This is a genomic window from Natrinema amylolyticum, assembly GCF_020515625.1.
Taxonomy (GTDB): Archaea; Halobacteriota; Halobacteria; order Halobacteriales; family Natrialbaceae; genus Natrinema; species Natrinema amylolyticum.
In genome coordinates this window covers 593741-606191 of the sequence record NZ_JAIWPJ010000001.1, presented here as the reverse complement: position 1 = coordinate 606191, position 12451 = coordinate 593741, and the positions used below count along the sequence as shown (strand labels likewise).

11 protein-coding genes are annotated in these 12451 nt (G+C 66.7%); 5 read left to right on the top strand and 6 right to left on the bottom strand.

Features of this window, described 5'->3' with window-relative positions; translation table 11 throughout:
* Window position 1 precedes the first annotated feature (1 nt).
* Window positions 2-967, top strand: coding sequence for an NADPH:quinone reductase (locus tag LDH66_RS03030; RefSeq protein WP_226479598.1), 966 nt, complete (start codon window positions 2-4; stop codon window positions 965-967).
* Window positions 968-1035: 68 nt separating this feature from the next.
* Here LDH66_RS03030 and LDH66_RS03025 read toward each other — a convergent pair whose 3' ends face one another.
* From LDH66_RS03025 to LDH66_RS03015, 3 genes are all read right to left on the bottom strand, one after another.
* Window positions 1036-1425 carry a DUF7344 domain-containing protein gene (locus LDH66_RS03025; RefSeq protein ID WP_226479597.1) on the bottom strand — a complete coding sequence of 130 codons (390 nt, stop codon included), beginning with the start codon at window positions 1423-1425 and terminating at the stop codon, window positions 1036-1038.
* A gap of 143 nt (window positions 1426-1568) precedes the next feature.
* On the bottom strand, window positions 1569-2576 hold the full coding sequence (locus LDH66_RS03020) for a TIGR04024 family LLM class F420-dependent oxidoreductase (RefSeq protein WP_226480936.1): 1008 nt from the start codon (window positions 2574-2576) through the stop codon (window positions 1569-1571).
* Between the two features lie 121 nt (window positions 2577-2697).
* Window positions 2698-3006: a DUF8152 family protein gene (locus LDH66_RS03015; protein WP_226479596.1), complete on the bottom strand. Its 309-nt coding sequence runs from the start codon at window positions 3004-3006 to the stop codon at window positions 2698-2700.
* A 1069-nt stretch (window positions 3007-4075) separates the two neighbouring features.
* Between LDH66_RS03015 and LDH66_RS03010 the strand changes: the two genes are divergently transcribed.
* From LDH66_RS03010 to LDH66_RS03000, 3 genes are all read left to right on the top strand, one after another.
* The gene (locus LDH66_RS03010) at window positions 4076-5500 is read left to right on the top strand and encodes an FAD-binding oxidoreductase (protein WP_226479595.1); all 1425 of its coding nucleotides are present in this window, start codon (window positions 4076-4078) and stop codon (window positions 5498-5500) included.
* A 138-nt stretch (window positions 5501-5638) separates the two neighbouring features.
* The gene (locus tag LDH66_RS03005) at window positions 5639-7186 is read left to right on the top strand and encodes a TrkH family potassium uptake protein (protein ID WP_226479594.1); all 1548 of its coding nucleotides are present in this window, start codon (window positions 5639-5641) and stop codon (window positions 7184-7186) included.
* Between the two features lie 116 nt (window positions 7187-7302).
* Window positions 7303-8748: an amidase gene (locus LDH66_RS03000; RefSeq protein WP_226479593.1), complete on the top strand. Its 1446-nt coding sequence runs from the start codon at window positions 7303-7305 to the stop codon at window positions 8746-8748.
* 42 nt (window positions 8749-8790) lie between these two features.
* Here LDH66_RS03000 and LDH66_RS02995 read toward each other — a convergent pair whose 3' ends face one another.
* Window positions 8791-10479: a thiamine pyrophosphate-binding protein gene (locus LDH66_RS02995; RefSeq protein WP_226479592.1), complete on the bottom strand. Its 1689-nt coding sequence runs from the start codon at window positions 10477-10479 to the stop codon at window positions 8791-8793.
* Window positions 10480-10589: 110 nt separating this feature from the next.
* Here LDH66_RS02995 and LDH66_RS02990 point away from each other — a divergent pair, with 110 nt between their 5' ends.
* Window positions 10590-11450: a UbiA family prenyltransferase gene (locus LDH66_RS02990; protein ID WP_226479591.1), complete on the top strand. Its 861-nt coding sequence runs from the start codon at window positions 10590-10592 to the stop codon at window positions 11448-11450.
* Window positions 11451-11509: 59 nt separating this feature from the next.
* On the opposite strand, the gene LDH66_RS02985 is transcribed toward LDH66_RS02990, so the two are convergent.
* Complete coding sequence (locus LDH66_RS02985) at window positions 11510-11761, bottom strand: hypothetical protein (protein ID WP_226479590.1); 252 nt, start codon at window positions 11759-11761, stop codon at window positions 11510-11512.
* Between the two features lie 198 nt (window positions 11762-11959).
* Window positions 11960-12235 (bottom strand): amphi-Trp domain-containing protein, encoded by a 276-nt coding sequence (locus tag LDH66_RS02980; protein WP_226479589.1) that lies wholly within the window; start codon window positions 12233-12235, stop codon window positions 11960-11962.
* Between the last annotated feature and the right edge of the window lie 216 nt (window positions 12236-12451).

Sequence of the window (12451 nt, the reverse complement as noted above, 5' to 3'; positions counted from 1 at the left end):
TATGCGAGCTGTACGCCTTCACGAGCACGGCGATGCGGACGTACTGCAGGTCGACGAGATCGATCGACCGGAGCCCGCCGAAGACGAACTGCTGGTCGACGTGGCCGCGGCGGGCGTCAACCCCGTCGATACCTACTTCCGAGACGGGTCGTACACCCCGGTCGACGTGCCGTTCACGCCCGGCGTCGACGTCTCGGGCACCGTCGCCGAGGCGGGGGACGCCGTCGAGGGATTCGAGGAGGGCGATCGCGTCTACGGCACCGGTATCGGTAACGGCTCTTCGCAGGGGGCCTACGCCGAGTACGCGACGATCCCGACCGACCGCGTCGTCGCCCTCCCCGACGGCGCGGACGTGACCGAGGCGGGTGCCGCCGGCGTCGCCGCTGTCACCGCCTGGCGCGCGCTGGTCGACCACGCCGATCTGGGGCCCGCAGAATACTGTCTGGTCCACGGCGGCTCCGGCGGCGTCGGCCACGCGGCCGTCCAGATCGCGGCCGCCGTCAGCGCGCGGGTGATCACCACCGCCGCCGAGGAGTACCACGACGCGCTCGCCGACTACGGGGCCGAGACGGTGCTCGATTATGGCCGCGACGATCTGGCCGACGCCGTCCTCGATGCCTCGGACGGCGGCGTCGATGCGATCCTCGACCACCGGCTGGACGACTACCTGCAGTTCGACGCGGACGTCGCCGCGACGGGTGCTTGCGTCGTCGGCATCGGCGAGAACAGTCCCGATCCGGGCTTTTCGAACGACGGCGCGGCCCGCTCGAAGGACGTCTCCTACCAGTTCATGAGCATGTTCAACACGCCGGATCTTCGCGTGCCGCTGCGCGGGGTCGCCCACCTCATGGACACCGGCGGGCTCTCGATCGACGTGGCGCGGCGCTACGACCTCGAGGAGGCGGCCGACGCACAGCGGGCCGTCATGAACGATAGCTTCCTCGGAAAACTCGTCATCGAACCGTAACGACCAGCGCGGGCGCTACGCGAGCCTGTCGTGTGAAAATCCCGAAAAACAGCGCCCGATAACAGCGGTCAGGCCGGTTCCTGGACCGCGTCCTGCCGGTCGATCAGCGTTCGCCCGCGATCGGTGAGCGTGATCGTCTCCGTCTCGGTGTCGTAGTCGACGACGTCCGCGTTGGCTAACTTCGGGATGTGGGTGTGGTGCAGCGAGATGCGGACGGCCCGGCGGTCTCTCGGAGAGACGTCGTGATCCGAAATCGCGTTCGGCTCCGCACCCGCTTCTTGATCGGCGATCTCCACCGCTACCTCCGTGAGCGTGGCCGTCCCGTCGGTCTCCTCGAGATAGTTCAACAGCGAGCGTCTGCGCTGATCCGCCAACAGCTCCATCGCCGTATCGACGGCGTCGGCTTGCGTCTCGCCGAACGCGGTGAGGCTCTCGGGCGAACTCAGTAGTGGGATCATACCATCGATAGGCGCTGAACCATATATATGCGACGTGTGAGTCCGATCGAAACACCACCGCCAGTGTCACGACGAGGGCTCGTCGCATCGGTCCCCGGAATCGCGCGATATCGCGGCGATCGCGGGGACGGAGAGCGACTCAGTCAGGACAGGTCGGCGACCGCTTCCATCGTCGTCCGCTTGTCCGCTTCAGTCATCCCGTTGACGAAGCCTACCCGAACGGCATCGACGCCCTCGATCTCGGCGTACTCCGCGACCCACTCGCGGACTTCGTCGGGCGTGCCCGCGGGAGCCAATTCGTCGAGGACGTCCTCGGGGAGGGCTCGAGCCATCGCGTCGGTATCCCGTTCCTCCCAGGCGGCGCGGATTTCGTCGACGACGTCGGGATAGCCCTGTTCGGCGACCGAGTTCCCGTAGTAGGGCCCGTAGGCCCCGAGCAGGAAGGCGATCGTCCCGCGGGCCTTCTCGCGCGCCGCCTCGCGGTCCTCCGCGGCGATCCCGCGGACGATCGGGGCCACCCGCAGGTCCGAGAGTTCCTTGCCGCCGAGTTCGGCGCCGCGTTCCAAGTCCTCGAGTCGGTCCCGCAAACCGTCTCTCGTGAACAGCTGGGGAGCCCAGCCGTCGCCGAAGCGGCCGGCCATCTCGGTGGCCTTGGGACCGAGAGTGCCGACGTCGATCGGCGGGGGGTTCTCGCTCGGGCCGCGCTCGTAGTCCAGGCCGGGGATGTCGAAGATCTCGCCGTCGTAGGCCGGGTTCCCGTCCTCGTAGACCCCGCGCATGATCTCGATCACTTCGCGGGTGCGGCGGAGCGGCCGGTCGAACTCCTGGCCGTGCCAGCGCTCGGTGATCGCCGGCGAACTCGGGCCGATCCCGAACCGAAACCGGCCGTCGGCGGCGGCCTGCATCGTGAGCGCCGTCTGTGCGAGCATCGCCGGTGTCCGCCCGTACGGCGAGATGACGTCGTTGGAGATGCCCAGGTCCTCGGTCCGGTCGGCGGCCAGTGTCAGCGGCGGGACGATGTTCCAGCCGGTCGTCTCGCCGACCGTGATCCGGTCGAATCCCAACTCTTCAGCCTGGACGGCGCGCTCGGCGACTCCCTGCGGTCGCTCGTAGTCGCCGAGTCGCACCAGTAGATCCAGTTCGGCGTTCACAGTGCTCCCCTCCGCGTCGGCGCTCGAGTCGTGCGTCGCGATGACATCACCGTGCACCGCGTTACGCAATCACATAAATCTGTAGCGTTTCCGTCCAGTCCCGCGAACCGACCGACCCTATTCACGCCTCGAGGATGTCCGCACACAGCCCTCTGGCCGCCTCGAGATGCTCGCGCGCCTCGTCGTGAGCGGGGTCGTCGGCTTCGGCGAGCAACTGACGGACCTTTTCGACGCGTTCGCGGACGATCTCGGCCTCGAGATCGCTCGCCGCGGCGTCGCGGGCCACCGCCTCTGCCTCGCCGAGCCAGCGGTTCGTCGTCGGGTCGATCGGGAGTTCGGCGGTCGCCTCGAGACGACGGGCGAGCGCTCGCGTTCGGGCCTCGAGCGACTCGGGGTCGTCCGACGGTGGTGGGGTCGATCGATCAGTCATGGGACGGCGTTCGGGCGCCAGCACGGAGATGGTTTCCACTACTGTCGGAGGCGTCCGAACGATTCTGCGACGAGTCGTCCGTGAATACCGTCATCGAACGAGCGTGACGTAGTTCTACAGAAGTACCTTTTTCTCGTCGGGTTCGCTCCTTCTGACTCGACCACATCGTAACTCCGACACCTGTACTTCCTGCTAGGGATTCAGACCCGTCACTCACTGTCGATTCCAACGGAGTCTGATGAGCATGGCTGAACTGGGCGACGGACCTATTCGACCGACATCGATCGAGACAGCAACCGCGACCACTATAGTAGCCACTGAAACGATTTACGTACTGATCGCAATGCTGTCGTGCGATCAGATGTGCAATGACTTTCAGTGGCTACTATCGGTCATGTTCGGTTGTCTCACCGGCTACAGTTCACCCTCGAGGCACGCTCTGTTGCCGGGTACCAACCGCTCACGAGCGCTGTGAATGGGTCAGTGAACTCGAGGCGGACTCGAGCCAACGCATCCCGTATCCGGCGGCGTGGAATCGTGATGCGCTTCTCGGCCGAGTGTACTCACGGGGACGACGTATCCGCTCGACTGCTCGCGGAACGACGGTTTCGCGCTGCCACTTGTCCGTCCGCTTGTCCATTCACGTTAGTCACTCGAGACGGTTGATTTTCGCGCTCGCTACGGGAAGGGTCTTTAATCCGGGGGGACTGCCGGTAGCAGGGTTAATACACGTGGCTGTGCTATCTCGGGAAGAATGGGGGTACTCAACGCAATTCGGAAGCGAGTGGGCAGCGATAGTGTGAGCTTGCACGAGTGCCGAAATTGCGGGGAGAAGATCGTCACGGACACTGAAAAGTGTCCCCGTTGTGGCGCAACTGAGATCGCGCACTACGATGTCTGACTGACGGAACCAGGTCCCTCACTGCATGAGCCGACGGCCGATCTCGCCAGTGACTGTCCCAGGTCTTTCCGGGACGCTGACGAGGGCACCACCCTCTGTTCACTGAGGATCCGCTCGTCGCGCGAACCAGTGGAAAACGTTGATACTGGTCGTCGATAATGTGATCGTATGACACACGACTGCTCGTTCCTCGAGGCCCTCGACCTTGCGGACGATCAGGTCTCCTCCGCGGACGGGCGACGGGAATCGCACGCGACCGACTACGGGGCGGAGCGAAGCGACGACGGCGTGCTGCCGGACGCCGTCGTCTGGCCGGAGTGCACGGCCGACGTCTCGGCGGTACTGGCCGCCGCAACCGATCGCGGCGTCCCGGTGACGCCCTACGCCGCGGGGACGGGCCTCGAGGGCAACGCCGTTCCGGCCCACGGCGGGATCAGTCTCGACCTCACGCGGATGGACGCCGTCGTCGACTACCGGCCCGAGGACTTCCAGATCGACATCGGACCGGGGATCATCGGCTCCGACGTGGACGAGTACGTCGCCGACGACGGCCTCTTCTTCCCGCCGCTGCCCTCCTCCGGCGACATCTCGACGATCGGCGGGATGATCGCGACCGACGCCAGCGGCATGCAGACGGTCCGGTACGGCGAGATCGCCGACTGGGTGCTCGGCCTCGAGGCCGTCCTCGCGGACGGGACCGTCGTCCGGACCGGGTCGCGGGCGATCAAGACCTCGAGCGGCTACAATCTGACCGAGCTCCTCGTCGGGAGCGAGGGAACGCTCGCCGTCGTCACCGAGGCGACGCTCGAACTCGCGGGCCGACCCGAACAGATCCGCGGCGGGCGAGCCATCTTCGAGACGCTCGACGACGCGGCGGAGGCCGTCTTCGACGCGGTCCGGACCGACGTCGGCGTCGCCAGAATCGAACTCGTCGACGGACTGAGCGCGACGATGGCCAACGAGTATCTCGGGAGCGACCTGCCCGACGCACCGATGGTCTTCCTCGAGTTCCACGCGAACCACGGCATCGAGGAGGAGATCGACCTCTGTCGGGCGATCTTCGCGGACCACGACGTCGTCCGCTTCGAGATGAGCGACGACGACGCGGAGATGGCCGACCTCTGGCAGGCCCGCCGGGAGATGGCCTACGCCGTCTCGACGTACGATCCCGACCTCGAGCCGCTCCATCCCGGCGACGTGACAGTCCCGATCAGTTCCTACCCCGAGGTCGTCCGCGAGACGAAGCGCCTCGCCGACGAGGCCGACCTCCTCGTCCCCTGTTTCGGCCACGCGGGCGACGGGAACCTCCACTACAGCGTGCTCGCCGATCCCGACGACCCCGAGCAGGTCGAGCGCGGCGAGGAGCTGTACCGGGAGATCGTCGAACTCGCGATCGAACTGGGCGGGACCGCGACGGGAGAGCACGGCATCGGTGAGGGGAAACAGAAGTACCTCGAGCCGGAGCACGGGGCCGGCGCGGTCGACGTCATGCGGACGATCAAGCGAGCGCTGGACCCGACCGATACGCTCAATCCGGGGAAGATCTTTCCCGAGACGGCCGACGGTGAACGAGTCCGCGACCCGGAGCGCTGAAAGCCCGCAAATCGATCGAGACTGCCCGTTTCGGGACGGCGACAACACAGTTTTTATTGCGGTGCTACCAATCTGGGTAGATAGTCGCGTGGAGTCGGAACCCGATTCGTCCGCGGTTCGGTACGAACTCCAATACGTATGATAGGTAGGATTCACGTCGACGTCCGGTCCAGTTGTAGCCTCCTCGGAACGGTCCTGAAGTATCTCTCCCTGACGCTGCTCGTTCCGACCGTAGTCGCGCTCTACTATCGGGAGAGCCCGCTCCCGTTCCTCGTCGCGCTCGCCGTCGCCGTTGCTGTCGGGATCGGCCTCGAGCGCCTCGAGCCCGAGCCCTCGCTCGAGCACCGCGAGGCGTTCCTGCTGGTGGCGCTGACGTGGCTCGTCCTTCCGATCGTCGGGACGATTCCGTACCTCGTCGCGGGAACGGGAACGCTCGCACATCCCGTCAACGCGCTCTTCGAGAGCATGAGCGGGTTCACGACGACCGGAGCGACGGTCATGGGCGAGATCTCGGTCGAGACCCACTCGCGGTCGATCATGCTGTGGCGACAGCTCACCCAGTGGCTCGGCGGGATGGGAATTCTCGTGCTGATGGTCGCGATCCTCTCTGAGCTCTCCGTCGGTGGGACACAGCTCATCCGGGAGGAAGCGCCGGGGATCCAGGTCGAGAAGTTGACGCCGCGGATCAGACAGACCGCGAGAGCGCTCTGGCTGATCTACGTCTGGTTCACGCTCGCCGCCGTAGTCGTCTACTACGGGCTGCATCTCGTCGGGCTGGCCCCGAACATGACGTTTTACAACGCCGTCGCCCACGCGCTCACGACGCTGCCGACCGGCGGGTTCTCGCCGGAAGGGCGCAGCATCGAGGCCTTCGAGCCGATCGTCCAGTGGGCGGTCATGCCCTTCATGATCGTCGCCGGAACGAACTTCGCGCTCTACTGGTACGTCTGGCGTGGTCGCCCCGACCGCCTGACGAGCAACGCCGAGTTCCGATCGTATCTCCTGTCGATAAGCGTCATCGGCGGACTCCTCTCGCTACTGCTGTTCCTCGGCGTAGGCCTCGCGACCGTCCCCGAAAACGTCGGCGCGATTCCGGGAAGCCTCGAGCGCTCGCTGCGCCACGGGCTCTTCCAGACGCTCGCGATCGTCACGACGACCGGCTACGCCAGCATGGACTTCAACACGTGGAGCGAGTCGACGCAGGTGATCCTCCTGTTCGCGATGTTCCTGGGCGGCTCGGCGGGCTCGGCCGCGGGTTCGATCAAGATCATCCGGTGGTACGTCGTCGGGAAGTCCATTCAGCGAGAGCTGTTCACGACCGTCCACCCGCAGGCGATCCGACCGGTTCGGATGGGAGACACGGGCGACATCATCGACGAGGAGGCGATCCACGGCATCTTCGTCTTTATTCTCCTCTTTCTGGCGCTGTTCGTCGTCTCGACCGTCCTGCTCTTTCTCGACGCCCACCGAACGGCCGACCTCTCGCTGTCGGGACTCGAGGCGATCAGCGCCACGATCGCGACGCTCGGGAACGTCGGTCCGGGCGTCGGCGTCGTCGGCCCGATGAACAGCTATCTCCCCTTCTCGAACGCCGCGAAGCTGTACATGATCTTCCTCATGTGGATCGGTCGACTGGAGATCCTCTCCGTGCTCGTCATCCTGACGCCGGCGTACTGGCGCTCCTGACGACGCGGCCGCGGAGCGACCTCCGTCCCGCCCGCATCCATCGCGTTCCCGCGAGACGGCGCTCGCTCTCTGCCGGCGACCCAATCGTTAAGACGAGCGTGATGACAGAATCTACCGTGACAGAAAGTAACATTCTCGAGGCAGTCGAGTCGGCGGCAGCGACGTACGGAATCACCCTCTCCGAGGCGGAGCGGGAGGGGTACGCGAGCGAGGCGGAAGCGACGGTCGCGCTGCTCGGCGATCTCGAGCCGACGATCGCGGCGTCCGATCCCGCGGAGAGCGTCAGTGAAGGGGACGACGAGTACAACGCCTTCCTGTACCGGTGTGAACTGTCCGGTGCCGAGTCCGGACCGCTCGCGGGGACGGACGTCGCGGTCAAGGACAACATCGCGGTCGCGGGCGTCCCGATGACCTGCGGTTCGGACGCGCTCGAGTTCGAGCCCGAGTATCACGCGGCCGTCACCGAGCGGTTGCTCGAGGCGGGCGCCGATCTCGTCGGGACGACGAACATGGACGAGTTCGCCTACTTCACCACGAGCGAGACCTGCGCGCACGGGCCGGTCGAGAACCCGAGCGCCGAGGGCGTTCCGGGCGGCTCCTCGAGCGGGAGCGGCGCGGCCGTCGCCGGCGGACTGGTCGATGCGGCGCTGGGCACCGACACCGGCGGCTCGATCCGCATTCCCGCCTCCTTCTGCGGCGTAGTCGGATTCAAACCGACGTTCCGGACCGTCCCGCGGTTCGGCTTCGCGGACCTGGCGACGTCGCTGGACCACGTCGGACCGCTCGCGCCCGACGTCGAAACGGCGGCCACCGTGCTCGAGGCAATCAACGGGCCCGACCGTCGCGATCCGTCGTCGGTCGGCGCGCGGACGCCTAGTCCGACCGACGGGCTGGACCGCGAGGTCGACGAGACGACGGTCGGACTCGTTACCGAGGCCCAAGAGGGCGCGGACGACGAAGTCACCGCGGCCGTGGAGCGGGCGGCCGACCGGCTGGAGGCGGCTGGCGTGACCGTCGAATCGGTCTCGCTCCCTGGCTTCGATACGCAGTCGCTGGTCAATGCCGCCGTCACCGCCACGGAGTTCACGACGCTCGTCGCACAGGCGGGTCAGGACTACGGCGTCGGGACCGGCTACAGCGAACCGTGGCGCGAGACGGTGGCGTCGATGGACGCGGACGAACTGGGCGAGAACGTGCGCGCGCGGCTCGTCCTCGGGCGGGCCCTGACCGCGCTCGACGACGGCGCGGGCTACGTCGCCGCGCAGAACGTCCGCCGGGAGTTCGCGACCGTCGTCGACGGTCGGTTCGAGACCTACGACGCGCTCCTCCTTCCGACGACACCGATGACTGCACCAGACTACGGCGAGATAAGCGACGACGCGGCCCTCCTGCGGACCATCGCCAACACCGGTCCGTTCAACCTCACCGGCCACCCCGCGCTCTCGGTCCCGGTCGCAACGGAGCGAGCGGGCAGTGATCCGGTCGGCTGCCAGTTCGTGACCGACTGGGACGACGAGGCGACGGCCGTCGCGCTCGGCCGAGCGCTCGAGGCCGCCGAGTGAACCGCGGTCCCGCCATCCGTCCTCGGTCCCGTCCGGTTTCCGTCAGTCGTGGACCAGCACGTCGAGCACGTCCGGGCCCTCGCGAGCGAGCGCGTCCTCGAGCGTTCCCTCGATCTCGTCGGGCGTCTCGACGCGCTCGGCGCGCGCACCGTGGCTCTCGGCATTTTTCACGAGGTCGACGGCGGGGTCGAAGTCCATCCCGACGAACTCGTAGTCGTCCTCGTCGCCGCCCATGATGGCGAGCGTGTTGTCCTTCAGGATGCGGTAGTTGCGGTTGTCCGAGATGACGACGGTGAGATCCAGATCGTAGCGAGCGGCGCTGTAGATCGAGTGGGGATAGTACTGGTAGGAGCCGTCGCCGATGAAGCCGACCACGTCGCGCGGGTCGTCTCGCTGCTCCTCCGCGACGGCCGCACCGACTGCCGCCGGCAGCCCGTAGCCGAGGCCGCCGCCCTTGTTCGAGATGTACTGCTCGGGCGCGAGGTCCCACCGGGTCAACATGGCGTACTTCGAGGTGACGCCCTCGTCGACGATCGCCGCGTCGCCCGCGACGCGCTCCATGGCGTCGACCAGTTCGGCCTTCGAGGAGCGGGGGTCGTCCCCGTCGCCCTCGCCGTAGCCGGCCATCTTGGCCTCGACCATCTCCTTGACGTCGGCGACTTCCTCGAGCCGGTCCGCCACGACCTCGTCCGAGAGTTTCCGCTGGACGCGTTCGGTGATCCCCTGCATCACGAGTCCCGGATCGCCGATCACGGCCGCGTCGGCGGGCTGGTTCTTGCCGACCTGCCAGCTATCGTCGCTCAGGTGGATACAGGTCGTGTCGTCATCGACGAGCGCCTCCTCGTGGCGGGTCAGCGTCGTGTTCGTCGAGACGCCGGCGAAGCAGATCGTGTCGGTGTCCATCAGCATCGCGGCCAGGTCCTCGTTGGTCGGCAGGTAGGAGACCCACTGCTCGTGGTCGGTCGGGAAGTCCACTTCACAGGAGAGGATCTCGCCGTGGACGCGGGCCCCCGTCGCCTCCGCGAGTTCGACCGCCGCGGCGACGGCGTCGGCACCCGACCGGGCGACGTGATCGCCGACGACCAGCACCGGATCGTCGGCCTCGGCCAGCAGGTCGGCCGCCCGCTCGAGTTGGGCGGGATCGCCGCTGCCGGCGTTCGGAATCGGACCGAGCCGTTCGGGCTCGGCGTCGGTTTCGCTCATCATGACGTCCAGCGGGAGCCCGAGGAAGACCGGGCCCGTCGGGGGCGTCATCGCGACTCGGAACGCCCGGCGGAGCATCGTCGGCAGCGCCGCGACGTCGAGCACCTCGTCGGACCACTTGCAGAACTGCTCGGCCATGTCGACCAGATCGCCCGAGAGGATCGGCTCCTCGTGGCGGAAGTCGGTGCTGTGATTGCCCGCCGTCACGACCAGCGGCGCGCCGGCGATCTTGGCCGCGTAGAGGTTCCCCAGCCCGTGGGCCAGCCCGGGCGCGATGTGGAGGTTCGCGACGCCGACAGGGGTGATCGAGTCGTCGTGGTGGGCGTGGTACCGCCGCCGCTGGGCGTAGCCGCCGGCCATCCCGACCGCGATGTCCTCGTGGAGCCCGAGTCGGTACTCGAGTTCGCTCTCGCCGATCGCGTCCATGATCGGGAGTTCGGTCGTCCCCGGATTGCCGAAGACGTAGTCGACGCCGTAGGACTCGAGAGCATCAGTGAAGAGATCCGCACCGGTGTAGCCATCAGGCATGCTCTCTCGTGGCACGGGACAGCACATCAAATTGTGTGTTTCGGAACGCCGGTTCCAGCGTCTGCGGGCCCGGCCCGGGTATTATACGTCAGTTCGTTGTCCCTCGGCACATGGCCATCGCGAGAGACGGGACGGGTATCGGTGCGACGACTCGAGCGCTCCGGTCACAGATCCATCCCGTTTTCATGACACCGCCGCTGGCCGCGTCGCTGTTCGGCGCGATCCTCGCTGGAACTGTCGATCCTATGCTCGCGACGGTCCACGTCGCGGCGATGTTCGCGGCGGTCTACACGGCTCACGTGAAAGACGGCTACGTCGACTTCCACGTCCGCGGCGAGGACGACGATCACCCGCTGACCGCGAGGGGGTGTCGAGTCGCGCTCGCCCTGTCGACGGCGACGTTCGCGGCGTGCTGTCTCGTCCTCGGCGTCCTCGTCGACCTCCTCGCGGTCGCGCTGGTCGTCCCCGCGTGGCTGATCGCCTACCACCACGCGCCGCAACTCGACATGAATCCCGTGACGGCGACGACCGGCTACCCGCTCGGAATCGCTCTGTCGGTGCTCGGCGGATTCTACGTACAGGCGACGACGCTCACCGCGGTTCCGCTCGGCTTCGCCGTCGTCTTCCTCGCGCTCCTCTCCGGGATCAAGGTGATCGACGACGCCCAGGACTACGCCTACGACCGTTCGATCGACAAACGGACCGTCGCGGTGGCGGTCGGCCCCGACCGCGCTTACGATGTCGCCTACGGATTGATGGCCGTCGCGTTAGCGGCCGTCGTCGCGTTCGCCGTCGCGCGTATCTTCCCCCCGACGGCGCTGCTGGCAGCCCTCGCGTTCGCCGCGGTCGCCGCCGTCGCGCGACGAGCCGATCCCGAACTCGCGACCATGTTACTCATCCGGGGCTCCTACGTCTTCCTCGCCGTGCTCGTGGCCGCCGTCCGGTTCGATCCGATCGGTCACCTCGTGTGAGCGCGAACCGGAACGGGGCCGCACCGCTCGAGACGCATCCCGTCATCCGCCTCGCGTTCTCAGAGCGACTGCCGATGACCGCATCTGGGACAGTACATCGTCCCGCTTCGGATGAGCGTGTAGCTCTCGTCACAGTGGCCGCACAAACAGCCCATCGAGAGACCGACTTCACGCGCGAGCGCGGCGATCGTATTTTCTAACTGCCGCTGGTGGCGCTCCGTCGCCTCGAGGCGGTCGCTGAGAGCGGTCAACTCCGCCGAGATCTGTCGGTCGCGTCGGGGGCTGGGAACGCGGGCGGGACGAGGGGTCATAGACAGTATCGGTCGCCAGTGACGAAAAACGCATCTCTACTCGACAGCCGTCGCGACGGTTCCGATATCGATACTGACGAATTCGGCTCAGTAGGGCGGTCGAGCGGGTCGTCGATCCTACTCGAGCGTATGCGGTTCGAATCGCTCGCCGAACGCGTACGCGGGGTCGCGAGACCGAGCTGCCGGTAGCGCCGACCGCTATTCGGCCTCGGCCTCTGTAGACCCCTCGGAGACGTTCGGCGGCTTCCAGTCCATCTTGACCGTCACCGTCTCGCGGTTCCCGCGCAGGATCGACGACCGCTCGCGGACGCCGACCTCGTACGCGATCGACTCCGACGGCCGCAGGTCGACCGTCTTGTTCCCAGTCCGAACCGTCGCCTCCCCCTCGCTCTCGAGTTCGTCGGCGAGCGCTCGGAGCTGTTCGGCGGCCTCTTCACGAGTCACCTTGTCGGCGGAGAGCGTCTTGTCCACCATGGGTGATTCCACCACGAATCACGGGATAAATCGTCCGCCTAACGACGGTATTCTGACAAAAACCGTACAGTTAGATCACATAAGAGGCACTATTGTCCTCTCAAATCCAATTTCATGAACACCATCCGTTCGGCTCGTCGGGGACGCTCTCGAGCAGCGATTCACGAGCGGTGATTCGGGTCCGTCACAACGCGTCGAAACGATCCGGAAAGCGTC